Consider the following 25,083-nt stretch of genomic DNA (forward strand, 5'->3'; position numbering starts at 1 on the left):
ATGCCCGTGCCAGCGCCGCATGACCACACCGCAACACAGGATCAACACAGGCTTCATCAATTTAAAAGGAAGAGACATGACTGCCGAATATCAAGTCAATGGCGCTGTTGCCGTCATTACCCTTGCCAACCCTCCCGTCAATGGCCTTGGATTGTCGACCCGCAAGGGCATCGTCGATGGCGTCAACAAGGCGCTCAATGACGCCGCAGTCAAGGCGGTGGTCATCACCGGCGCCGGCAAGGCTTTCTCCGGCGGCGCCGACATCAAGGAATTCAACACGCCTGCGGCCATGGCCGAGCCGACGCTGCATACCGTGATCCGCACGATCGAGAACGCCGACAAGCCTGTGGTTGCCGCAATTCACAGCGTCGCCATGGGCGGCGGCCTGGAACTGGCATTGGGCTGCCATTACCGCGTCGCCGTGCCGGGCGCGCAGATCGCGCTGCCGGAAGTCAAGCTGGGCATCCTGCCGGGCGCAGGCGGCACCCAGCGCCTGCCGCGCGTGGTGGGCCTGGAAATGGCATTGAACATGATCGTCTCCGGCACCCCTGTGCCTTCGGAAAAGCTGGCCAAGACCAAGCTGTTCGACCAGATGATCGACGGCGACCTGATGCAGGGCGCGGTCGCCTTTGCCAACAAGGTCGCCGATGTGCGTCCGCTGCCCAAGGTGCGCGACATCAGGATCGACTACCCGAATTACGAAGGCTTCCTGCAGTTCTCGCGCAACACGGTCAAGGCCATGGCCGGCCCGTTCCCGGCGCCACTGAAGTGCGTCGAAGCCGTCGCTGCCGCCGTCACGCAGAAATTCGATGAAGGCCTGAAGACCGAGCGCGAACTGTTCCTTGAACTGGTGCAGACCAACGAGTCCAAGGCGCTGCGTCATGCCTTCTTCGCCGAGCGCGCCGCCAGCAAGATCCCGGACGTGCCGGAAGACACGCCCAAGCGCGAGATCAAGTCGGCTGCCGTGATCGGCGCCGGCACCATGGGCGGCGGTATCGCGATGAACTTCGCCAATGCCGGCATCCCGGTCAAGATCCTGGAAATGAAGCAGGAAGCGCTGGACAAGGGCCTGGCGACGATACGCAAGAACTACGAAAACACGATGAAGAAGGGCAAGCTGACCCAGGAGAAGTTCGACCAGCGCGTCGGCCTGATCACCGGCACCCTGTCCTATGAAGAGATCGGCCAGTGCGACATCGTTGTCGAAGCGGTGTTCGAGGACATGGGCGTGAAGGAAACCGTGTTCAAGAAGCTCGATGAAGTGATGAAGCCCGGCGCCATTCTGGCGTCCAACACCTCCACCCTCGACGTGGACAAGATCGCTTCCTTCACCAAGCGTCCGCAGGACGTGATCGGCCTGCACTTCTTCAGCCCGGCCAATGTGATGAAGCTGCTGGAAATCGTCCGCGGCGAAAAGACCGGCAAGGACGTGCTGGCAACCTCGATGGCGCTGTCCAAGAAGATCAAGAAGATCGGCGTGGTCTCGGGTGTGTGCGATGGCTTCATCGGCAACCGCATGATCGAGCAATACAGCCGCCAGGCAGGCTTCCTTCTGGAGGAAGGCGCGCTGCCGGAGCAAGTGGACAAGGCAGTCGAGAAATTCGGATTTGCGATGGGACCGTTCCGCATGGGCGACCTGGCCGGCAACGATATCGGCTGGTACATCCGCAAGCGTCGTTATGTCGAGAAGCCGGAAGTCACTTATTCGAAGACCGCCGATCTGCTGTGCGAGATGGGCCGCTTCGGCCAGAAGACCAGCGCCGGCTGGTACGACTACAAGGCGGGCGACCGCAAGCCTTATCCGTCGCAGATGGTCAACGACATGATCGTCAAGCATTCGGCCGACCTGGGCATCGAGCGTCGCAAGATCAGCGACGAAGAGATCGTCGAGCGTTTGGTCTATGCGCTGGTCAATGAGGGCGCGCGCATCCTGGAAGAAGGCATCGCCCAGCGTGCTTCCGACATCGACATGGTCTACCTGGCCGGTTACGGCTTCCCGGTCTTCCGCGGCGGCCCGATGTTCTACGCCGACACCGTGGGCCTGCCGAATGTCGTGATGGCGATGGAGAAGTTCGCCAAGGGCAATCACGGCAAGGCATGGACGCCGGCACCGCTGCTGGCCCGCCTGGCGGCTGAGGGCAAGACCTTCAACTGAATCAGTGCATCCGTTGCCAGGCGCAGTGCGTCTGGCTGACAATGGCGCAGCCTTCCGGCCAGGAAGGCTGCGCTTTTTTTATCTCGTTTTCGGCGAGGCGCTCGGTAGGGTGCAATACCCCGCAGGGGCATTGCACCATTGGTTAATCAAGGAAGCCGGCTGGAAATACCACCCCGGTCTGCGACCATGGTGCAATGCCCTTCGGGTATTGCACCCTACGGAAGGCGCTTAGGTGCAGAGAAGCTGCAACGTCACCTCACCAATAATTCTCCGTCACGAACTGGCCCGGATTCATCCGCCGCACCGGTCGCATGCCACGCTCGTGCAGCATCTTGCGGGTCTCTTCGATCATGGCCGGATTCCCGCATAGCATGATGCGTGACTGCTCCACAGTCAGGCCTATGCCGGCCGCCTGCTCAAGCGCGCCTGATCCCAGCAGCGTGGTGATACGGCCGTGTAGGCATTGGCCGGGATCGTCGCGGCTTACTGCCTGCAGCAGGGTCAGTGCAGCCGCGTCCTGGATGCCGGCATGCGACGCCTGCAGCGCTTTCAACTCATCGGCGTAAGCGAACTCATGCCGATGGCGCACGCCGTGCACCAGCACCATCCTGCGCCAGCGCCGCCATGCCTGGTCGTCGCGCAATATGGAAATGAAAGGGCCGATGCCGGTGCCGGTGGCAAGCATCCATAAATCCTCGCCGTCGGCAAAGCGGCCCGGCGTCATGAAGCCGAATACCTGCCGGTCCAGCCAGAGTTCATCGCCCTCCTTGAGGCGATCGAGCATGCTGGTGAACTGACCGCCCTCGACGATGATGCCGTAGAACTCGAGCTCATCCTCGTTCGGCGCGGAAGTGAGCGAGTAGGCGCGCCATATCATCACGCCGCCGTTGTGCAAACCCAGCCTTGCATACTGGCCGGGCGTGAATTCATAGCCGTCGGGTCGGGTGGTGCGGAAGGTGATGAGCTTGTCGGTCCAGCGTTGCAGTCGGGTGATGCGAATCCGGGTTGCCTTGTCGCTGGCCAGGGCCTCTGTCGTCATTGATGAAACCTCTAAAAAAAGTGCTTGCCCCTTGTGATTGCCGATTCTGCCATAAAATGCCCTTCAGCTTATTGAGGGGAAGGCTCCATGAACAAGATCGTATTGCTGGAAAAGATTCATCAGAGCGCTGTTGACAATCTGCAGGCGCAAGGTTTCACCAACATCGTCCAGGTGCCGCGTGCGCTGTCGGGCGCCGAGCTGATCGACACGCTGTCCGACGCCGATGCCGTTGGCATCCGCTCCAACACCCATCTGACAGAAGACGTGCTGCATGCCTTGCCCAAGCTGCGCACCATAGGATGTTTTTGCATCGGCACCAACCAGGTTGACCTCAATACCGCTGCCACCATGGGCATACCGGTATTCAACGCGCCATATTCCAATACCCGCTCCGTGGCGGAACTGGTGATTGCGCAGGCCATCCTGCTGCTGCGCCGGATTCCGGAAAAGAATGCCCGCGCGCACCGCGGCGTGTGGGACAAGAGCGCTACCGGCGCCTACGAGGTGCGCAACAAGCTGCTGGGCATCATTGGCTATGGCAACATCGGCGCGCAGGTGGGCATCCTGGCGGAGAGCGTCGGCATGCGTGTCTGCTATTACGACCCCGAAAGCAAGCTGCCCCTCGGCAATGCGAGGCCGATGCCGCTGGAGGAACTGCTGAGCCAGGCCGACGTGGTCACCCTGCATGTGCCGGGCGGCGCCGGCACCACGAACCTGCTCAATGCGGACCGCATTGCGCTGATGCGTCCGTCCGCGGTGCTGATCAATGCCTCGCGTGGCGGCGTGGTCGATATCGACGCGCTGAATGCGGCCGTGCGCGGCGGCAAGCTCGGTGGCGCGGCGCTGGATGTGTACCCGGTCGAGCCCAAGAGCGAGAAGGAAGAGTTCATCACGCCGCTGCGCGGCCTGGAGAACGTGATCCTGACGCCGCATATCGGCGGCAGTACCGAGGAGGCGCAGGAGAATATTGGGCGGGAAGTATCGGACAAGCTGGCCCGTTACCTGTCGGCCGGCACCACGCGTTCGGCCGTCAATTTCCCGGAAATTGCGCACCAGCAGAAGGAAGTGGCCAGCCGCATCCTGAATGTGCACCGCAACGAGCCTGGCGTGATCGCACGGATGAATGCGCTGTTTGCCGAGAGCGGCCTGAACATCGTTGCCCAGCACTTGCAGACGCGCGGCGCGTTGGGTTACGCAGTGACCGACGTGGATGCGCCCATCGACCCGGCACTGATGAAGAAGCTGTGCGGCGAAAGCGCGACGATACGCTGCCACCTGGTATAGGCGGCAGCATGGCTGGCTTACAGGTAGTAGGCCAGCCGGCGCGCACCCCATTCCTTGACCCGTTCGGCGGCAGGGCGCCGTTCCCATTCATCCAGCGTGATTTCCTGGGAGTTGCGGATGTCTTCCTGGAACGCGCTTTCCATGCTGGCGCCGAATGCCGCGTCCAGCACGATCACATTGATCTCGCTGTTATGCAGAAAGCTGCGGATGTCGAAGTTCGACGAGCCTACCGTCGACCAGGCGCCGTCCACCACCGTGGTCTTGGCATGCAGCACCGAGCCCTTCAATTCATAGATGCGCACGCCAGCCTGCAGCAACTCGGTATAAAACGAGCGGCCTGCGTAGTACACGATGCCCGCGTCGGACTGGCTGGGAAAGATGATCCTCACATCCACGCCGCGCCGCGCCGCTGACAGCAGGGTGTCCAGGATATTCTGGTCGGGCGCGAAGTAGGCATTGGTCATGTGGATCGATGTCCTGGCCTCCTGCAGCGCCAGTGTGAATGCCTTGTAGATCTCGAAGTCGCCGCCCGGACGGCTGGCGACGATGCGCAATACCTTGTCGCCCACTGCAGGCAATGGCGGGAAATAGTCGAGGTCGGGCAGGGGATTCTTGTTCTGCCTGGCCCAGGTATCCATGAACAGCCATTGCAGATTGGCCACCGCCGGGCCTTCTATCTGCATGTGGGTATCGCGCCAGCCCAGCTCGGCGCTGGAGCGCGAGCGCGAGCGGAACAAGGAACTGTGCGAATAGTCTTCGGCGATGTTGACGCCGCCGGCAAAGCCGACCTTGCCGTCGATGATCAGGATCTTTCTGTGATCGCGATTGTTGATGCGCCAGCTGCCGAAGCGCTTTAGTGGGTTGACCGGGTTGAATTCAGTGAGGTTGATGCCGGCATCCCGCAGGCGCTGAAAGAATTCCTTCGATACTCCGAGCGTCCCGATGCTGTCATAAATGATGTTGACCTGTACGCCGGCGCGCTGCTTTTCCATCAGCAGATCGGCGAATTTCAGGCCCAGTTCGTCCTCATCGAAAATGTAGGTCTCGAAATTGACGTGGTCTTTCGCATTGGCGATGGCAGCCATCATGGCCTTGATGGTGGCCGGGCCGTCGAACAGCAGCGTGGTCTTGTTGCCCGCAACGAGCGGGCTGCCGGTGGCGGCCTCTTCCAGAGCAGCCAGGGCCGTGAGGTCGGTTTTCTTGGCATTGCGCAGGCGTTGGGCGAGCAGTGATTCCACCTTTGCAGGCGGCAATGTGCCCTTGGGAGTGGCGACAGTAGGCGTGCTGGCAGGCTCGAGCTGGCGCGACAGGTCGCGTACGTCCGGGAGGGTGGCGCAGGCTGCCATGCCAACACTGAGCATGATGGCGCTCAGCAGGCCGAGCATGCGCATTCCCATGGACCTGAGCGATGCCGTATTCGCCGCTGTGTCTTGCGTGTCGTGCCTGGTGCCGCTATGCATGTTTTCCCCGTGCCGAATAACTTGTCTGCTGATCCCAAATTGGAAACATTTCCAGATGGAATAGAGAATAGCATCGGCAATTTTCCGGAGAATCGGGTTTGCGCAAGAGCTTGACGGCTTGTGCCGATGGGCAGGCTGGCTATCAGGGACTTACCCTACTTTAGGGAGTGTCATCGCCCTGGTTCGTCGCTAGAATGCAGTTTTGCAATAAGAAGACCCCTATGGAAACAGCGCAATCCCTTCATGATTACTGGTTCGGCGGCGTTGCCGACGACGCTGCTGGGCAGCGCCAGGGGAAGTTATGGTGGGGCAAGGATGTCGCGATCGATGCCGAATTGACGGAGCGTTTCGGCAGCCTGGTCACAGTGGCGCGCGCGGGCCAACTGGCGCAATGGAGTGACAGCCCACGGGGACGTCTGGCGCTGATCCTGCTTACCGACCAGCTTCCGCGCAATATCTTTCGCGGCACGCCGGGCGCATTCGCTTCCGACCTGCAGGCGCGCCAGTTGTGCCTGGCGGGCTTGGAACGTGGCGACGACAAGGTATTGGAGCCGATCGAGCGGGTGTTTTTCTATCTCCCGCTTGAGCATTCGGAATCGATGCCCGATCAGGACCATGCGGTAAGGTTGTTTACAGCATTGTTCCAGGCCGTGCCGCAGGCCGTGATGGAGCAGTACCGCGGCTTCCTGACTTATGCGCTGAGACACCGGCACGTCATTGAGCGCTTCGGACGTTTCCCGCATCGCAATGCCATCTTGGGCCGTCAGTCCTCACCCGAGGAAACGGCATTTTTGGCAGAGCCGGGTTCGTCGTTCTGAGAGGACAGCGATGCGCTCGGGGTTTCCTAAAAACATCATCACGTTGCGTTGCATCAAGTCTTCTGGTGGGTGCTAAAGCAAAATGGCTCGATGCGCCCGACCGTGGCAGCGCAATGCCGGGGTTTCGCCTGAGGTTATCCGACAAGAGAAGAGAGTGCCGTGGTCAAGCCCAAAGTCCTGCTCGTCAATGATCATCCACCCAGCCTGCTGGCACTGGAAAGCGTCCTGCTGCGCAAGCAGGGCGAGTCCGATTTCGATGTGGTGACCGCGCAGTCAGGCGAGGAAGCCTTGCGCCATGTTCTGCAGCAGCACTTCGCAGTCATCCTGCTCGATGTCAGCATGCCCGGCATGGACGGTTTCGAGACTGCGCAGATCATTCATTCCCATCCGCGGTCGGCGGCAGTGCCCATCATCTTCGTGACAGCCCATTACGCCGATGAAATGCATAGACTGAAGGGCTATCAGAAGGGCGCGGTCGACTATCTGTTCACCCCCATCATTCCCCAGGTGCTGCAGAACAAGGTGGCGGTTTTCGTCGAGCTGGCCAAGAAGAACCTGCTGCTGCAACGGCAGGCCGAGGAGCTGGCGGAGCTCAATCGCGACCTTCAGGTGCAGCGCATGAAGGACCTGAAGCAGATCAATGCGGCTCTGCAGGCCGAGATCATAGAGCGCCGGCAGGCGGAAGAGCGTGCCCACGGGCTGGCCACGCGCGACCCCCTGACCGGCCTGTATAACAGGCGCTCCCTGATGGAAAGGCTGGAGCAGGCCATCATCCGGGCCAACCGGACCAGCCGGGGTCTGGCGGTGCTGTTCCTCGACATGGACCGCTTCAAGACCATCAATGACACGCTCGGTCACGACGTGGGCGATGCCTTGCTGATTCAGGTCGCCGCCCGGATATCTGGCGCAGTGCGTGAATCCGATGTCGTGGCGCGCCTGGGTGGCGATGAATTCGTGGTGCTGATGGAAGGACTTCCCGACTACCCCGATGCCGCCGCGGTGGCGCGCAAGATCGTGCAGGCCAATACGCCGCCATGCGAGGTTGGCCTGCATGCGCTGAAAACGTCGGTCAGCATAGGCATCAGCCTGTATCCACAGGATGGCAACTCGGTGCAGATTTTGATGAAGCATGCCGACATGGCGATGTATCACGCCAAGCAGCAGGCCCGCGGCAGCATCCAGTTCTTTCATGAAGAGCTTAACGCCCGTGTGCAGGAGCGTGTGCTGCTTGAACAGGAACTGCAGCTTGCGCTGGAGCGCGAGGAATTCGAGCTTCATTTTCAGCCCAAGGTCGACATCATGACGTCCAGGGTGGTCGGCTTCGAGGCGCTGCTGCGCTGGCGCCATCCGCGCCTGGGGCTGGTGCATGGCGCGCAGTTCCTGCAGCAGGCCTCCGACGGCGGCATGCTGGCGCCGATAGGCCGCTGGGTTGTTCAGAGCGCTTGCGACCAGGTGCATGCCTGGCAGGAGTGCCCAACCATGGCCAACCTGCCTGTTTCCATCAATATCGCGTTGCCGCAGATCGATGCGGACCTGCCAGCCCATGTGCTTGGCCTGCTGCGCGAGCATGGGCTGTCGCCGCGTCTTCTGCAGCTGGAAATCACCGAATCACTGTTGATGCGCGACCTTGAGCGGGCCAGCGCCATGCTGCGCGAGATGAGCGAGGGCGGCATCACCATCGCGATTGATGATTTCGGCTCCGGGTACTCCTCGCTGTCTGTGCTGAAGGCGCTGCCGATCGACATTCTCAAGATTGACCAGTCCTTTGTGCGCGACCTCGGCAAGAGCGCCGGCGACACCGCCATTGTCGCCGCCGTGGTCAACATGGCGCGCGCGCTGGCATTGCGCGTGGTGGCCGAAGGCGTGGAGACGCCGGAGCAGCTGGCGCTTCTGAAGTCCCTCGGCTGTGATGAATATCAGGGCTATTACTACAGCAAACCTTTGCCGCCGGAGTTTTTGCTGCGGCAGATGTCCCAGACCAGCAGCGCATGACCGTCCTTTCACGGTGCTGCGCTTGACGAGAAATGATGAATGACATGAGCGCCGAACCGAATCCGCCAATCACCTCGCCCGAAACCGATCAGGCACAGTTGCTGCAGGCGCTGATGGCCTTCCGGCGCGGGGATTTCACGGTGCGTCTTCCGGTTGATGGCACCGGGATGCATGGCAAGATCGCGGATGCGTTCAACGACATCATTGCGATGAACCAGTGGATGGCCGAGAGCATAGGCCGGGTGAGCAAGGCGGTAGGCCAGGAAGGCCGGCTGACCCAGCGGTCCCCAATGCCGCCCGCGATGGGCGGCTGGGCCGACACGGTGCAGGCAGTCAATGACCTGATTGACGACCTCGCGCGTCCCACCACGGAAATGGCGGTCGTCGTCGGCGCGGTGGCCAACGGCGACCTGTCAAAGAAAATCAAGGCTGACGTTCGCGGCGACATGCTTCAGCTGAAGAACATCATCAATGTGATGGTGGACCAGCTCGATGCCTTTGCCTCCGAGGTCAGCCGGGTGGCACGCGAGGTCGGCACCGAAGGCAGGCTCGGCGGCCAGGCGCAGGTGCGCGGCATGAGCGGCATCTGGAAGGATGTAACGGACAATGTCAATTCGATGGCATCCAATCTGACCGGGCAGGTTCGCAACATCGCCGCGGTCACCACAGCGGTGGCGCGCGGCGATCTGTCCAAGAAAATCACCGTGGATGTGAAGGGCGAGATCCTGGAACTGAAGGACACCATCAATGTGATGGTGGACCAGCTGAGCGCCTTTGCCGCCGAGGTTACCCGGGTGGCGCGCGAGGTCGGCACCGACGGCAGGCTCGGCGGCCAGGCCAGCGTGCCGGGCGCGTCAGGCACCTGGAAGGACCTGACCGAGAACGTCAACCAGCTGGCGGCCAACCTGACCACGCAGGTGCGCGCGATCACGGATGTCGCCACCGCGGTCACCCGCGGCGACCTGTCGCGCTCGATCCAGGTGCGGGCACGCGGCGAGGTCTCGCACCTGAAGGACAACATCAACGAGATGATCCGCAACCTGAAGGAGACCACGCAGAAAAATGCCCGCCAGGACTGGCTCAAGACCAACCTGACCCGCTTCACCCGCCTGCTGCAGGGCCAGCGCGACCTGGGCACGATGAGCGCGTTGATCCTGTCCGAACTGGCGCCGCTGGTGTCATCCCATCACGGCGTGTTCTATCTGCTCGACGACCAGGGCCGCGACGCGCGGCTGCACCTGATCGCCGGCTATGGCTGCCGCGCTGCAGATGGCATGGCGGCTACGCTGGCGCTGGGTGAGGGACTGGTGGGGCAATGCGCGCTGGAGAAGAACCGCATCTGGCTCAAGCAGGTGCCGCGGGACTATGTGCAGGTCTCCTCGGGGCTGGGGGCGGCGCCGCCAGCCAGCATCGTCGTGCTGCCCATTCTGTTCGAGCAGCAGGTGAAGGCGGTCATCGAGATCGGGTCGCTGGAACGCTTTACCGACACCCATCTTTCCTTCCTTGACCAGTTGATGGAGTCGATTGGCGTGGTGCTGCACACCATCGAGGCCAACAGCCGCACCGAAAGCCTGTTGAGCCAGTCGCAGTCGCTGGCGCAGGAACTGCAGCAGACCAATATGGAGCTGGCGGAAAAGGCGCGGCTGCTGTCGGAGCAGAACATCGAGGTCGAGCGCAAGAACCGCGAGGTGGAGCAGGCCAAGCTGGCGCTGGAAGACAAGGCTACGCAACTGGCGCTGTCATCCAAGTACAAGTCCGAGTTCCTGGCCAACATGTCGCATGAGTTGCGCACGCCCCTGAACAGCCTCCTGATCCTGGCGCAGCAGCTGGCCGAGAACCCGGAGGGCAACCTGATGCCGCGCCAGGTCGAATTTGCCCGGACCATCCACGCATCAGGCAGCGATCTGCTGACCCTGATCAACGACATCCTCGACCTGTCCAAGATCGAGTCCGGAACAGTAACCCTGGAAATGGCGCAGTATCCGGTGGCGGACCTGCGCACCTATGTCGAGCGCACCTTCGGCCATATCGCCGACATGAAGCATCTGGCCTTTTCGGTCGACCTGGCTGCCGGCCTGCAGCCAGCCATCGCCACCGATATCGTCCGGCTGCAGCAGATACTGAAAAACCTGCTGGCCAACGCCTTCAAGTTCACCAGCAGGGGCAAGGTCACGCTGTCGGTCAATTACGCACGGTCGGGCTGGACGCCAGGCCATGCGGGCTTGTCGCGGGCGGACGCGGTACTGGCGTTCTCGGTGAGCGATACGGGGGTCGGCATTGCCGCCGACAAGCTGCAACTGATCTTCGAGGCATTCCAGCAGGCTGACGGCAGCACGGCGCGCAAGTATGGCGGCACCGGCCTGGGACTGTCGATCAGCCGCGAACTGGCCCGGCTGCTTGACGGCGAAATCCAGGTCCGCAGCGAAGTGGGCGCTGGCAGCACCTTCACCCTTTATCTGCCGCAAAGACTGGTGCAGGGACCCGCACTGGCTATCCAAACCGATGAAGTTTCCACGGCGGTCGCCATGCCGGACACCCCGCCGGCGCAAGCCATTCTGATGGATGCCAGGCCCAGCGTACTGATCGTTGAGGATGACGCAACGCAGCGTGATGCTATTTGCGCGCTGATGAGCCAGCCAGGCGTTCGGGTAGTTGCGGTGGAAAGCGGCAGCCAGGCCTTGCAGGCGCTTCAGGCGGCGCCATTCGACTGCATGGTGTTCGATCTCAATCTTCCCGATATCGATGGCTATGACTTGCTGGACATGATCGCCAGGGAAGAGCGCCTGCGTGGCTTGCCGGTCGTCATCCATACCGCAACTGAAGTCGGTGAAGAACAGGCGGCGCGATTGCAGCCTTTGGTGAAGGCAGTCGTCATCAAGGATGCGCGCTCGCCGGCACGCCTGCTGGAAGCTACCTACCGTGTGTTGGGCTTAAGCCAGGACAGCGATGCTACGCCGGACCAGCCGGTTGGGGCGGGCATCGACCAGATTGAAGAGACACATGGTCTGGCCGGTCGGCAGGTGCTGATTATCGATGATGATTTGCGGAATATCTTTGCGCTCAGTTCCGTGCTGGAGCGTCATCAGATGAGCGTGCTGTTTGCCGAAAATGGCAGGGAAGGCATTGAATTGCTGGAGAGTGACGCAACGGTGGACATCGTGCTGATGGACGTGATGATGCCGGAAATGGACGGGTATGACACCACGCGCGCGATCCGTCGCGTGGAGCGCTTTGGAAACCTTCCCATTATTACTCTGACTGCCAAGGCGATGAAAGGCGACCGGGAGAAATGTCTTGCTGCCGGGGCTTCCGACTACATCACCAAACCCGTTGATGTAAATCAATTAATTTCAATGATGAAAAAGTGGTTAAGCGTATAAGATTGCGTTCAGTAAATGCTCGATAGGTGAACGATATTTTATAGATCGCACCAAAGTAATGGTTTTTACAAGCACCTTCAGCTTTTCTATGCCAGCTGTGCTTGGAAAACAATGTAGTAAACCGCGTGCAATAAATAAAAGTCAGGGGAGCGAATGAGGCAACTGGCTGTAAATACCTGTACGACAGTAGAGGAGCTGGCGCTTTTTATTCACTCCTTGCCGCCCAACAGCATGCTTGGTGGTGTGCCTGGGGAAGACGGCACGGTGATGCTGTATGCAGCCAACGCGACCGCTTCCAGTGCCGCCGATGTCCCGCTGCGCGACCGCTTGGCAGCGAGGGTCGCTGTCGACGTCGTCCTTCAGCAGGTAGCCGGCATGCCGGGCGCTGTTGAATTGCTGCGCAATGTGGAAGAGCAATTTGAGGGCGATCACGGCGCACGCGTTGGATGGCTATTGCCGCCACTGACAATCCTGTCCAGGATTTACAGAAAAACCATGAATGCCCTGCCTGATCCTGCCTTGCCAGGGCACCAGAAGCACTATTTTTCACGATATGACGGTGAGCGCGACGATCCTTCTCCGTCAGGGTTGAAGCCGGACCAGATACGAGCGATTGAACATCTGATTGATAAATTATTCCTGTTTTCAAAACCAGGAAGAGTGCACGGCAGGCTTGAAGACGCTGGAACCGATTAGTTCCTGATTTGCACCCATGGCTAATTCGCGGCCGCCGGCCGGAATTTTTCGACAAGCCAGGAGCGCCATGCCAGCATACCGTGACACAGTCCAGTTGATCATGCAGGAGATTGGCCCGCAAACGCCTGATATCGATGCCGTGGTACAGCATGGGGAAGATAGCTGGGCACTGCAGCTGGATGACACGTCCATCCTGTTCATCGAATATGCGGCTGACCCCGATCGACTGGTCCTTTCAACGGAACTGGGCATGCCTGTGCCGGAACGACGCCTTGAGGTTTGCCAGTTAATGCTTTCATACAACCTGCTGTGGCAGGAAAATGCCGGTATGACAATGGCATTGGGTGGCCCTGAAGGCGGCGCTACGCTTTTGTACGAGTGGCGCAGTACGGAGCCTGAACTGCAGAAATTTCAGGAAGAACTACGCAAGTGTTCCCAGATCGCCCAGGCCTGGCGCAGTTACATCGCACAAACAGATGTCGCCGATGCAAATGCCTTGCGAGCGCTGCCAGGATTGAGCAGCTTTGTTTGAAGCGTTACTGAAAGAGTGGCTGCGCGCTCGTCTCAAGATCGCTGACCAGTTTCTCTGCAATCACTTTCTTTTCGATTTCTTCAATTAAGGAAGCACATCATGTCCAGTTTTAATTATTTGATCAGGAATGCTGACGAGGCAATGCCTTGGCGTGAGATGAAGTTGCGGGAATACGATGTTGATTCGGAAAGGAAGCAGGATGGCAAACCGGACGATCCGGCCGGGAAAATAGTACCGGCGGCACCAACTGCAAATTTGGTCATTACGCGGCCGGACAGTCTTTCACTTGCGAATATAGAGTCATTCTTCTTTAAGATTAACGTTTCTGGCAAGCTTGCCGACCTGGAAAATCCAAACCCGTTCCAGCAGGCTCAGGCAAAAGATGGCGCAGCGAATGTCGTGCAAAGTACGGCTTTGCAATTCAATGACGTTAACGGAGCAGGCGTGTTGTTCGCCTCAAATGGCGCACCGGAATCCTTGTCTGACCGATCGGACGAAATGCGCTCGCTGCTTGAGCAAAACAGTTTGCGTAATCGTCTCTCGATGATATGAGTTAGCTGAACCAGCTTCCCGTTCGGGTTACACAGCCGCTCCATGCGGCTGGCCAGCGGCACTGAAGGTAGGCTAACGGCGTCTGCCAGTCGCTCACTGCCTGCCGGAGCCTCCGATGATCAGCCATGCCACTCCTAGCCTCACTGCCACCGAAAAAAAAGTCACTCTTCGCATTCATGATGACGAGATAACGTGCCGTCATCTTGAAGACCTGGTAACCGGCGCCGCGGATGGCGACAGGCTGCGCGGCGTTCGTCAGGTCGCCGATATCAGCCTGTATATACAGCCCCGGTCGGATGCCATCGTCAGGCGGATTTTTTCTCGTGGTGAAATTGACAGCGAACGCGCGGTCGTGAAAAGGGCGCTGCTTCATGCAGCGGATAATCTCACTCCTGAACGGCTGAAACGGATGGGATCTCCAGGCCGTTTGGCAGTGCGGAGACTGCAGCAGAGAGCTGCCCGTCCGGGCCGGCACGACATCAAGGTGTCCCACGTCTTCGGCGATATCAGGCTTCTCGCCAGCGGCGGCAGGAAACGTTCCTTCTTGCATTCTCCAGCCAAGCCCGTCAAATCTTCCGGTCTGCTCAAGACCGGCGCCGCCGGTTTGGTCGCTAACCATGATGAATATCGTATCCGGCTGCATGATTTCTGCATGCTTGCCGGAACGGTGGAAAGCCTGTCCCTGCTGTTGCAGCAGCAGGGACAGAATCAGGACAGTGAGAAAGTTTTGTGCTGCATTGCCCTGTTCAGGGCGGTCGCGTCCAGTTTTATTGCTGAAGATAAAACCCGTCAATGCAGGGATAGGAATACGCTTTTCGACGATCTGCGCGCTTCGATGAAAGGCGATTTGCCGTATCTCTTCATCGACCGCTGGCGAATGGCGAGAAAAAATGGCCTGATCAATGAGCACAGTTTTGAATGGGTCGCCGCGGTTGACTGGTTGGTCAATGGCTTGCAGCCGGAAAAACAGGCGCAAGCCAGGCGTGCGCGCAAGCCAAAAAGTCCGCGGTCGCCTGTCAGTCCTTCTCTGGCCAGTTTGCAGCCCGAGTTTTCTCCGTTGCCGCTCCGGCATGCCAGTCATGTGCCTTCATTGCAGCCAGGACGTCAGGCAGCAACCATGCCTATTGCGCGACCGTCCGACAGCCCCAGCCGGCTTGTCCTCTTGACACGTAATGCCAGTGATCGCCGTTCTGTGCATGCGCCCGCGAAAAGCCGTGCAACGCAAACGCATAAAATGCATTCCACGGCAGCCAGGCACAATGACGATATGTCGCCTGTAGTGCGAAAGACGAAAAAAATGACGAGGTTAGTCAGCAAGCAGGACACGCCAGCCACTGCCGGGCGCCAGCAGACGCTACAGGACATGCTCTATCTGGCCAGCATAGGCAAGTTCGTATCGCAGACCATCATCACCGTCGATGTGATGCCGATCGCAATAAACGAAGAAGATGCCGACGCATGACGCTGGCATATCGCTGCCCAAAAGACTTTTACTCGCACGAGTGTTTGATTTCGTACAAAAATTATTAATGTTTCCTGGGTGAATGCTGCTGAACCGACATGAGTTATACTGTATATTTGTACAGTAAAAGCACGCCTGTGCGTACGTGCATCATGACATCACCAGGAGTCGCTCATGTCCGGGTCAACCTTACGCACCATGTCGGCTGCAGCGGTCACCGCTGCGCTCGACAGGAATATTGCCCATTCCGTCTGGCGGGCCAACCAGATGGGCTCATGCCAGGCCGCTGTCACCCCTACCGGCTATGCAGGCCTGGACCGGGAATTGCCTAACGGCGGCTGGCCTTCCTCTACGCTGATCGAACTATTGTTGCAGCAGGCAGGCATTGGTGAGATGCGGCTGCTGAAGCCGGCCTTATGTGCGATAGGCAAGCAGCGTCGTATTGTCATGGTGCAGCCACCGCATTTGCCGCAGGCAGCGGCCTGGTCACATTGGGGACTACCCGCTGACCGCTTTCTATGGCTCAAAACGGCCAGTACCGCGGATGCGCTCTGGAGCGCGGAGCAGATATTACGCAATGGCAGTTGCGGTGCCTTGCTGTTCTGGCAGCCACAGATCCGTACCGAAGCGCTGCGCCGCCTGCATCTGGCGGCGCAGGGGTCGACTACCATGTTCTGGGTGCTGCGTCCGCTGTCTGCAGCCGAACATGCGTCGCCGGCGCCCTTGCGACTTGGATTGCGGCCGGCACCGGCCGGCATCGCCATCGACATCATCAAGCGACGCGGCCCGGTAGTCGACCGGCCTGTTTACCTGGCGCTCAGGCCAGAGGCCGCGCTTTCCTTCACATCGACCCGTTCCCATCATGCGTCTATGGATAGGCATGCACTTGCCGTTGTTGCCGCTCGAAGTATTTCGCCTGCGCTGGTCTGAAGCATTGGATCTGACGCCGAACGTGGTGGTCGAACATGGCCAGGTGATTGCCTTATGCGAATGTGCCCGCCAGGCAGGCATTCGTCCCGGCATGCGCAGCGGCGGTGTGACTGCCCTGGCCCCGGACGCCAGGCTGCATCAGCGTGACAGCGAGCGCGAACGCAGTGCGCTGGACGGTGTGGCGCTGAGCCTGTTGCAATACACGCCCGAAGTGGCCCTGGTGGATACGTCCAGCCTGGTGCTGGATGTCAGCGCCAGCCTGGCTGCCTTCGGAGGCCGTCTCGCATTGTGCCGCCGGGTGCGGGGCAGTGTGCTGCAGATGGGTTATTCGGCCAGGCTCGGCATGGCGCCCACCGCACAGGCAGCCCTGCTGTTTGCCCATGCCGCACAGATCAGGCTGCGCCGCAGCATTCGCCAGCCTGGCATGGTGCGCCGGCTGAACGGCTTGCCGACCTTGCTGCTGCCGGCCACCAGGCCGCATGCCGACTGGCTGGATGGCATCGGCTGCACGACCCTGGGCCAGTTGCGCGGTTTGCCGCGCGCTGGCTTGCAGCGCCGCTGTGGGGCGGCGTTGATCGAACAATTGGATAAGGCATACGGCGAAGCGCCCGAACTCTATGACTGGGTGGAGGCGCCGCAGCAGTTCGATACCCGGCTTGAATTACCGGAGCGGGTGGAGCAGGCGGAGGCGGTATTGTTTGCCGCCCGCCGGCTGGTATTGCAGATGGTGGGATGGCTGAACGCCCGGCAACTGGCCGTGTCGTGCTTTGTCCTTTTGCTGGAACATGAGCGCGGCCGGCAGGCGGTGACGCCAAGCGCCCTTGAAATCACGCTGGCTGAAGCCGCATGGCGTGAGGATCACCTGGTGCGTCTGCTCAAGGAACGGCTGGGACGCCTGGAACTGACCGGGCCTGTGATTGCACTTCGGCTGGTGGCAAGCCGTTTGCAAGCCATGGCGCCACCGACCGAGTCGCTGTTTCCCGAACCGGGTGGCAATGTGGCGGATTATCATCGGCTGATTGAGCTGCTGACCGCTCGGCTTGGCAAGGAAAATGTGTTGATGCCAGCGCCGGTCGCTGACTACCGCCCGGAGATCAGGAATCATTGGCTGCCTGCAGGCCCATCAGCATCCAAGTCGCTCGCGCCACCCGATGTGGAGCGTCCGTTCTGGCTGCTGGAAAAGCCCTTGCCCTTGCTGGTGCGCGATCACCGACCATTTTATGGCTCCCCACTGAAATTGCTGACCGCGCCGGAACGCATAGAAAGCGGTTGGTGGGATGCCAACTGTGCGGTCCGTGACTATTTCATGGCGCAGGGTGAAGACCAGGCCTGCTACTGGATTTACCGGGAGCGGCTGGGGGAAGAGTGGCGCTGGTTTCTGCATGGCTTGTTTGCATGAGCAGGGCGCAGGCTGAATTGCCGCTACAGGCTGGCAGCATGCCTTTGCCGGATTATGCCGAATTACAGTGCGCGTCCAACTTCAGCTTTCTGCGCGGTGCCTCCCATCCGGAGGAGATGGTGGCGCGGGCAGTGCAGCTGGGCTACCGCGCCCTGGCGATAACGGATGAATGTTCGCTCTCCGGTGTGGTGCGTGCCCATGTGGAGGCGAAGAAGCATGATTTCCATTTGCTGATCGGCAGCCAGCTGCAAGTGGGCGACATGCGGCTGATCGCACTGGCGAAAAACCGGGAGGGCTACGGCAATCTGTGCGAACTGATTACGCTGGCCCGTACGCGGGTGGAAAAGGGTAGTTATCTGCTGCACCCGGACGACCTGGCCGCGCCACAGGAGAAGCTGGTCCATTTGCGTGGCCTGCCGGATTGCGAGCTGCTGCTGGCGCCAGCCTATGGCGTGGAGGCCGCCACATTGGCGCGGCAGGTGCAGTGGATGCGCGAGACCTTCGGCGCGCGGGCCACGCTGGCGCTGACGCTGCTGCACCAGGGCCGGGATGAAAGGCATCGGGCCCAGCTTCAGGCCGTGGCGGCCGAATACGGCATGGCGCTGGCGGCAACCGGCGATGTCTGCATGCATGTGCGTTCAAGAAAACCCTTGCAGGATGTGCTGACCGCTATTCGCCTGGGAAAGCCGGTGGCCGAATGCGGTTATGCGCTGGCACAGAATGCCGAACAGCATTTGCGCGCACGGCTGCGGCTGGCCAATCTGTATCCCGAGGAAGCGCTGGCCGAAACCGTGCGGCTGGCGCGGCGCTGTACCTTTTCGCTGGATGAACTGCGGTATGAATATCCGGATGAGCTGGTGCCGCCCGGCCATACCGCGGCCACCTACCTGCGCCAGGAAACCTGGATCGGCGCCCATGCCCGCTTTCCGGCCGGCGTGCCGGCGGAAGTGCAAAGCCAGATCGAGCATGAACTGGCGTTGATCGCCTATATGTCCTATGAACCGTATTTCCTGACGGTCTATGACATCGTGCGGTTTGCGCGCAGCCGTCGCATCCTGTGCCAGGGACGCGGTTCGGCGGCCAATTCCGCGGTCTGCTACTGCCTGGGCATCACCGAAGTCGATCCGGCCCGCGGCAACCTGCTGTTCGAACGTTTCATTTCGAAGGAACGCAATGAGCCGCCCGACATCGATGTCGATTTCGAACATCAGGAGCGCGAGCAAGTCATCCAGTACATCTATAACAAGTATGGCCGTCTGCGGGCGGCGCTGACCGGTGTGGTGATCAGCTACCGGCCGCGCAGCGTGCTGCGGGATGTCGGCAAGGCGCTCGGCGTGGATGCCGGCGTGGTGGACCAGATCGCCAAGTCGCACCGCTGGTGGGACGGCAAGACCGGGCTGGCGGCGCGCTTTACCGAATGCGGCCTGGACCCGGAAGCCACGCTGGCGCAGCAGTGGTGGACCATGGCCGAGCAACTGATGGGTTTCCCGCGCCACTTGTCGCAGCATCCGGGCGGCTTCGTGATTTCGCGTGGCCGCTTGTCGCGACTGGTGCCGATCGAGAATGCCGCCATGGCCAGGCGCAGCGTGGTGCAATGGGACAAGGATGACCTGGATGCGCTGGGCCTGCTGAAGGTCGACATCCTGGCGCTGGGCATGCTGTCGGTGATCCGGCGCGCGCTCGACCTGGCGGCCGAGCGCCGCGGCGAACCCTTCGAGCTGCAGGACATTCCGTCCGAAGACCCGGACACCTACCGCATGATCAGCCGGGCCGACACCGTCGGCGTGTTCCAGATCGAAAGCCGGGCGCAGATGACGATGCTGCCCCGCATGAAGCCACGCACCTTCTACGACCTGGTGATCGAAGTGGCCATTATCCGGCCGGGACCGATACAGGGCGGCATGATCCATCCCTATCTGCGCCGCCGGCAGGGCCTGGAGCCGGTCGGGTATCCGAGTCCGGCCATGGAGCAGGCGCTGTCGCGCACTCTCGGCGTGCCGATTTTCCAGGAGCAGGTGATGCAGATTGCCATGCTGGCCGGCGGCTTTTCGGCTGGCGAGGCCGACCAGCTGCGGCGGGCGATGGCGGCCTGGAAGCGCAAGGGCGGGCTGGAAAAATTCGAGGGCAAGCTGATTGCCGGCATGCTCGAACGCGGCTACACCCAGGAATTTGCCGATGCGATCTTCCGCCAGATACAGGGATTCGCCGAGTACGGCTTCCCGGAAAGCCATGCCGCCAGCTTCGCGCTGCTGGCCTATGTCAGTTCCTGGCTCAAGTGCCACGAGCCGGAAGCCTTTCTGGCGGCGCTGCTCAACAGCCAGCCCATGGGTTTCTATTCGCCGTCGCAACTGGTGCAGGATGCGCGCCGGCATGGCGTGAAGGTGCATCCGGTCGATGTGATGGAAAGCGGCTGGGATGCCAGCCTCGACCATAACGGGCGGACGCGGCCGGCAGTGCGCCTGGGCCTGAACCTGGTGCGCGGACTGAGCCGCGAGGCGGGCTGGCGTATCGAGGAGGCGCGCGCGATTCGTCCTTTTGCCGACTTGCATGACCTGGCGCTGCGGGCGCGGCTGGAACGCATGGAATTGCAGGCGCTGGCAGCGGCCAATGCGCTGTCGGCCCTGTCCGGCCACCGGCGCCAGGCGCTGTGGCAAGCCGTTGCCGGTGCGCCGGACAAGGGCCTGTTGCGCCATGCGGCGGTAGCCGAACCGGCGCCTGCGCTGGCGCCGCCGTCGGAGGGGCAGGATATCCTGGGCGACTATCGCAGCCTGGGCCTGACGCTGGGCCGGCATCCGGTGGCCTTGCTGCGCGCCAGGCTGCTGGAGAAGCGTTTCATGCCGGCCGATGTGCTGCATACCTATGCGAACGGCCAGTTTGCCCGCGGCTGCGGCATCGTCACCGTGCGCCAGCGGCCGGAAACCGCCCACGGCACCATGTTCGTCACGCTGGAGGATGAAACCGGCCTGGTCAATGTGATTGTCTGGCCCACGCTGGTGGAGCAGCAGCGGCGTGAACTGCTGGGCGCCTCGCTGTTGGGCGTCTATGGCATCTGGCAGAGCGAGCAGGGTGTGCAGCACCTGGTGGCCAAGCGGCTGGTGGACCTGTCGGCATGGCTGGGGAAGCTCAGTACGCATAGCAGGGATTTCGCCTGAGCAGTTAACCCGTGCGCTGATCCAGGCACCGCGCCCGCACTGGACACATGTCCGGGCCACCTGAAGTTTGCTTGCCGGCCTTGGTTGCAGAACGCCCGGTCCTTGCCTTCCGGCTATCTCATACCAAACCCAACCCATAACGTCCCATGAAACCGGGTCTTTTTCCGCCTGGCTGCGTTGGGATCGTCGTCAATAGCTGGGCTATTGACTCCTCACCCGCCTTGCCAGACGAAAAAATCCATCGGTTTCATCTGGGACGTTATGAATTGGGATTGGTATCAGTCATTGCCGAAAAGTGCGCTGGCACAGATAAATCTCTTTCTTATAATTTTCCCTGCAGAACTATTCTGTATAATCCAAATAAATTTCCTATACGCAATTAAGTTTCATGGCTGGCGTCTAAATCTTTTCTGATCCGCGCCGTAAACCAAAGGAAATGGACATCTGGCTGGCCAGCAAAGCGCCGCTTCAGCATGGCCCAGGACGACCGGTAACAAGCGCAGACAAGAGCAAACAAGAGCACAACGGCCGCAGCGGCGGCACGCACGAAAGAATCGACAAGGAAAGCCATACATGAATGACCTGACTGAAGACCTGGACGCGCTGTTCGAAGAAATAGCGGCGCAGCATGCGGTAGCCGCCGAACCGAAAGCTGTGGCGACCGAGTCCGTGTCTGCGGCGACGGCGGACGTGCCTGCAATCGAGGCCGAATCAGCCCAGGAGCATACTTCCGGCAACTCGCCGATGTTCGATCGCCTGGGCCATATCGTGCGCCAGTTGCATGACTCGCTGCGCGAGCTTGGCTACGATCGCAGCCTTTCCGACATCGCCACCGAAGTCACCGATGCCGCCGGCCGCCTGGAATATATCGCGACGCTGACCGAGCAGGCCGCCAACAAGGTGCTCAATTCCATCGATGAAGCCATGCCGGTGCAGGATGCGCTGATCCAGACCGCAAAGGATGTCGAAGGCCGCTGGGACCAGCTGTTTGAAGGCAGGCTGGGCCTGGATGAGTTCAAGCTGCTGGCGCAGGACTCGCGCCGCTTTGCCGGCATCGTGGCCAACAATGGCGAAGCGGAAAAGGCGCGGCTGATGGAAATCATGATGGCCCAGGACTTCCAGGACATCACCGGGCAGATCATCAAGAAAGTGGTGACCATCACCCAGAAGCTGGAACGGGAACTGGCCCAGCTTCTGATCGATAATGCGCCGCAGGCCACCCGCGAAAAGGAAAAGGTGGTGGACTTGCTGGCAGGGCCGGACGTGCCCACCTCGGCGCTGGCGCAAACCGATGTGGATGACTTACTCGCCGATCTGGGATTCTGATGGACGACATGCTCAAGGACTTCGTGGTCGAGGCGCTGGAACTGGCCGTCGACGTCGAAGAAAGACTGCTGCAGCTGGAGCGTCGGCCGAACGACCCGGACACCCTGAATGCCGTGTTCCGCTCGTTCCATACGATCAAGGGCGGCGCCGGGTTCATGAACCTGACCGGCATGGTGTCGGCCTGCCACCTGACGGAAAACCTGTTCGACGCGCTGCGCACCGGCAAGACCGCGGTGACGCCGCTGGCGATCGAGGCGGCGCTGCAGGCCAGCGGCTTCGTTGCCGACCTGCTCAATCAACTGCACCACGGCGCCGCGCCTGAAAGCCTGGCGCCCATGCCGGAGGCATTGAACCGCATCCTGAACGACGCCATCGAAGGCCGCCAGCCGGTCGCCGCCGCAGCTTCATCCGCGCCGGCGGCCGACAAGCTTGCCGATGGCATCGATCAGGCCGGTGAGGCCGGGCGAGTCGACTGGGTCGGGATGTACAACGCCGTGGTGCCCGAGCACATGCGCATCGCCACCTCGTCCGCGTCCACGGCGCCGGCAAGTACGGGCGAAGTCAATGCGGCTGCTGCAACAGCATCTGCGCATGGCCAAACCGGCGGCTGGGATGGCGTCGACCGGCGCAATACCACTTCCGAAGCCCGCGCGCCGGAGGACAGCATCCGGGTCGATGCGGTCAAGCTCGATGCGCTGCTGGAAGTGGCGGGCGAATCGGTGCAGGCTGCCAACCAGGCCAGCGTATTGCTGGAAAAGCTGCAGCAGTTCAAGTTCGACGGCCAGGCCGCCACCCTGATGTCGACCCTGGCGGAAACCCTGGGCCGGGCATCGCGTTATGCGACCGAACTGCAGCGCGCGACCCTGGCGACGCGGATGCAGCCGGTAGGCCGCTTGTTCCAGAAATTCCCGCGCCTGGTGCGCGAGCTGGCACGCGATCTGGGCAAGGAAGTCGAACTGGTGATCGAAGGCGCCGATACCGAGGTCGATCGCGTGGTGGTTGACAGCCTGTACGACCCGCTGGTCCACATGCTGCGCAATTCGCTGGACCATGGCATCGAAAGCCATGACGACCGCATCGCCGCCGGCAAGCCGCCGCGCGCCCGCATCCTGCTCAAGGCCTGGCAGGAAGCCAACAGCGTGATGATCGTCATTTCCGACGATGGCCGCGGCATGGATCCGCAGCGCCTGCGCGCCAAGGCGATCGCCAACGGCCTGATCGCCGAATCGGCCAACCTGTCCGCCAGCGAAGCCTATCAGCTGGTCTTTCTGCCGGGCTTCTCGACCAAGGAAGTCGCCTCCAGCGTTTCCGGGCGCGGCGTGGGCATGGACGTCGTCAAGACGGCGGTGGAAAAGCATCGCGGCGCCATCAGCATCGACTCGGAACTGGGCAGCGGCACCCGTTTCTCGATCCGCCTGCCGATCGAGCTGTCTATCGTCCCCACCATGCTGGTGACAGCGGCTGGCGCTGCGCTGGGCATGCCGCTGGCACTGGTCGAGCGGGTCGTGGAACTGCCGGAGCAATTCATGCATGTGGGCGGCGCGCCGGTGCTGCGCGACCAGGGCCAGACCTTGCCGGTGCGTTCGCTGGCCGCATCGCTGGGCTACGAGCCGGCCGAGGAACGGGTCGGCATCGTGGTCGCCGCGCCCAGCCCGTATGTGCTGTCGGTAGGCGCTGTTGATGGCACCGCCGACCTGGTGATCAAGCCGCTGACGGCCTTGTCGGTGCCGGGCATCACTGGCACCGCCCGCTCCGCCGAGGGCGAACTGGTGCTGGTGGTTGGCCTGGCCTTCCTGCTGGCTGGCGCCACCCAGGAAGCCTGAGGGACGAGACGATGACCCCGTCCAATTCCTATCGTTGTTCCCAGCCTTGGCTGCTGCTGCAGTCGGTCGATAATGAACGCGACATCTTCATCGACCTGGCGCAGGTGTTCCGTAATGAAACCCTGGCCCGGTATGACGATATTGCCCGCCATGCGGCAGCCGGCGCCTGCCGCGACATGGCCATGGAAGCCCATTCCCTCAAGGGCACGATCGGCACCGTGGGCGCAGCCGGGCTGATGGCCTTGCTGGTGGAAATCGAGCAGGCCGGCATCAAGCGTGCCACTCCGTGCAGTCCTGAACAGCTGGCGCGCCTGGCCGACCTGCTGGCGCAGGTTCGCGACGACATGGACGATTTCCTGCGCACGCTCTGACCGGCGCGCCAGTTGCATGCTGGCTATCATCAAAACACGATTGATCCAAAGGCAGCGGGACCATCAGCATGGTCCCGCTGCTTTTTGCGTTGTCTTTTCCTTTTCCGACTTCCATCACTCCAATCCGCCGGCTGTTTGATCGGGCGCAATTGTATCCATGTCAAGGCGCTGCCACCGGTGCGAATGCTGCGGCACTCACCGCGCCAGATCACATCGCTGGAATGTCCCGTTCCCGATGTCCCCCACAACAGCCAAGGAGCAACGGCACTATGAGCAGGCAATTCAAGCAACTGATCGAAGACTTTTGCAGACTGGTCAACATGCACGACGCGCAGCATCTGATTCACAGTGGCCCGTTTGCCGTCGATGGCGTGGTGTTCACCATTACACGGGACTGGCTGGCCAGTCCCGAAACCCTGCTGCTGCAAGGCGATTGCGGCCTGCCGCAGCAGGACCCTGCCGCGGTCTATGCCGCGCTTCTGCAGCGCAATTACACCGGCTTCCAGCATGATGGGCCGCAGTTCGGGGTATCGCCTGCAACCGGCGGCATCGTCTACATGGAGCGCATGAAAGTCGCTGGCGCAAGCGCAGCGTCGCTGGCCGGCACGCTGGCATTTGTGGCCGAGCATGCTCGCCACTGGCGCTGTGCCCTGCCGATGCCACCCCGGCCATTGCCGCGCATGGAGATGTGCTGTCTGCAGATTGCATAAGC

19 protein-coding genes are annotated in these 25,083 nt (G+C 61.2%); 17 read left to right on the top strand and 2 right to left on the bottom strand.

Annotation, left to right across the window (positions count from 1 at the left end; genetic code table 11):
* The first annotated feature begins 76 nt into the window (after positions 1 to 76).
* On the top strand, positions 77 to 2,155 hold the full coding sequence (locus IGW04_RS06260; RefSeq protein WP_194712187.1) for a 3-hydroxyacyl-CoA dehydrogenase NAD-binding domain-containing protein: 2,079 nt from the start codon (positions 77 to 79) through the stop codon (positions 2,153 to 2,155).
* A 256-nt stretch (positions 2,156 to 2,411) separates the two neighbouring features.
* Here IGW04_RS06260 and IGW04_RS06265 read toward each other — a convergent pair whose 3' ends face one another.
* Positions 2,412 to 3,194, bottom strand: a complete 783-nt coding sequence (locus IGW04_RS06265) for a ferredoxin--NADP reductase (RefSeq protein ID WP_194712188.1) — start codon at positions 3,192 to 3,194, stop codon at positions 2,412 to 2,414.
* 87 nt (positions 3,195 to 3,281) lie between these two features.
* Between IGW04_RS06265 and serA the strand changes: the two genes are divergently transcribed.
* Positions 3,282 to 4,478, top strand: a complete 1,197-nt coding sequence (gene serA, locus IGW04_RS06270) for a phosphoglycerate dehydrogenase (RefSeq protein ID WP_194712189.1) — start codon at positions 3,282 to 3,284, stop codon at positions 4,476 to 4,478.
* A gap of 17 nt (positions 4,479 to 4,495) precedes the next feature.
* On the opposite strand, the gene cls is transcribed toward serA, so the two are convergent.
* Positions 4,496 to 5,863 (bottom strand): cardiolipin synthase, encoded by a 1,368-nt coding sequence (gene cls, locus IGW04_RS06275; RefSeq protein WP_228526893.1) that lies wholly within the window; start codon positions 5,861 to 5,863, stop codon positions 4,496 to 4,498.
* Positions 5,864 to 6,159: 296 nt separating this feature from the next.
* Between cls and IGW04_RS06280 the strand changes: the two genes are divergently transcribed.
* The 15 genes from IGW04_RS06280 (at position 6,160) to IGW04_RS06350 (ending at position 25,081) form a co-directional block, all read left to right on the top strand.
* Positions 6,160 to 6,756 carry a DUF924 family protein gene (locus IGW04_RS06280; protein ID WP_194712191.1) on the top strand — a complete coding sequence of 199 codons (597 nt, stop codon included), beginning with the start codon at positions 6,160 to 6,162 and terminating at the stop codon, positions 6,754 to 6,756.
* 159 nt (positions 6,757 to 6,915) lie between these two features.
* Entirely contained in the window at positions 6,916 to 8,748 is a 1,833-nt protein-coding gene (locus IGW04_RS06285) for a putative bifunctional diguanylate cyclase/phosphodiesterase (RefSeq protein ID WP_194712192.1), read from the top strand.
* 44 nt (positions 8,749 to 8,792) lie between these two features.
* Positions 8,793 to 12,128, top strand: a complete 3,336-nt coding sequence (locus IGW04_RS06290) for a response regulator (RefSeq protein WP_228526894.1) — start codon at positions 8,793 to 8,795, stop codon at positions 12,126 to 12,128.
* A gap of 153 nt (positions 12,129 to 12,281) precedes the next feature.
* Positions 12,282 to 12,824, top strand: a complete 543-nt coding sequence (locus IGW04_RS06295) for a hypothetical protein (protein ID WP_194712194.1) — start codon at positions 12,282 to 12,284, stop codon at positions 12,822 to 12,824.
* A gap of 67 nt (positions 12,825 to 12,891) precedes the next feature.
* The gene (locus IGW04_RS06300) at positions 12,892 to 13,356 is read left to right on the top strand and encodes a type III secretion system chaperone (protein ID WP_194712195.1); all 465 of its coding nucleotides are present in this window, start codon (positions 12,892 to 12,894) and stop codon (positions 13,354 to 13,356) included.
* Positions 13,357 to 13,455: 99 nt separating this feature from the next.
* Positions 13,456 to 13,908 carry a hypothetical protein gene (locus tag IGW04_RS06305; protein WP_194712196.1) on the top strand — a complete coding sequence of 151 codons (453 nt, stop codon included), beginning with the start codon at positions 13,456 to 13,458 and terminating at the stop codon, positions 13,906 to 13,908.
* A 115-nt stretch (positions 13,909 to 14,023) separates the two neighbouring features.
* Positions 14,024 to 15,370, top strand: coding sequence for a hypothetical protein (locus IGW04_RS06310; RefSeq protein ID WP_194712197.1), 1,347 nt, complete (start codon positions 14,024 to 14,026; stop codon positions 15,368 to 15,370).
* 198 nt (positions 15,371 to 15,568) lie between these two features.
* Entirely contained in the window at positions 15,569 to 16,300 is a 732-nt protein-coding gene (gene imuA, locus IGW04_RS06315) for a translesion DNA synthesis-associated protein ImuA (RefSeq protein ID WP_194712231.1), read from the top strand.
* Positions 16,251 to 17,699, top strand: a complete 1,449-nt coding sequence (locus IGW04_RS06320; RefSeq protein ID WP_323744821.1) for a Y-family DNA polymerase — start codon at positions 16,251 to 16,253, stop codon at positions 17,697 to 17,699. Before imuA ends, IGW04_RS06320 begins: the two co-directional genes overlap by 50 nt.
* A 38-nt stretch (positions 17,700 to 17,737) precedes the next feature.
* Positions 17,738 to 20,851: an error-prone DNA polymerase gene (locus IGW04_RS06325; RefSeq protein WP_194712199.1), complete on the top strand. Its 3,114-nt coding sequence runs from the start codon at positions 17,738 to 17,740 to the stop codon at positions 20,849 to 20,851.
* Between the two features lie 436 nt (positions 20,852 to 21,287).
* Complete coding sequence (locus IGW04_RS06330; RefSeq protein WP_194712200.1) at positions 21,288 to 21,428, top strand: hypothetical protein; 141 nt, start codon at positions 21,288 to 21,290, stop codon at positions 21,426 to 21,428.
* On the top strand, positions 21,425 to 22,177 hold the full coding sequence (locus tag IGW04_RS06335) for a protein phosphatase CheZ (protein ID WP_194712201.1): 753 nt from the start codon (positions 21,425 to 21,427) through the stop codon (positions 22,175 to 22,177). The genes IGW04_RS06330 and IGW04_RS06335 overlap by 4 nt, the downstream gene beginning before the upstream one ends.
* On the top strand, positions 22,177 to 24,000 hold the full coding sequence (locus IGW04_RS06340; protein ID WP_194712202.1) for a chemotaxis protein CheA: 1,824 nt from the start codon (positions 22,177 to 22,179) through the stop codon (positions 23,998 to 24,000). Before IGW04_RS06335 ends, IGW04_RS06340 begins: the two co-directional genes overlap by 1 nt.
* An 11-nt stretch (positions 24,001 to 24,011) precedes the next feature.
* Complete coding sequence (locus IGW04_RS06345) at positions 24,012 to 24,371, top strand: Hpt domain-containing protein (RefSeq protein ID WP_194712203.1); 360 nt, start codon at positions 24,012 to 24,014, stop codon at positions 24,369 to 24,371.
* 269 nt (positions 24,372 to 24,640) lie between these two features.
* Positions 24,641 to 25,081, top strand: coding sequence for a CesT family type III secretion system chaperone (locus IGW04_RS06350; protein ID WP_194712204.1), 441 nt, complete (start codon positions 24,641 to 24,643; stop codon positions 25,079 to 25,081).
* Positions 25,082 to 25,083: the final 2 nt, after the last annotated feature.

The sequence above is a fragment of the Noviherbaspirillum soli genome, assembly GCF_015352955.1.
GTDB lineage: Bacteria > Pseudomonadota > Gammaproteobacteria > Burkholderiales > Burkholderiaceae_D > Noviherbaspirillum_A > Noviherbaspirillum_A soli.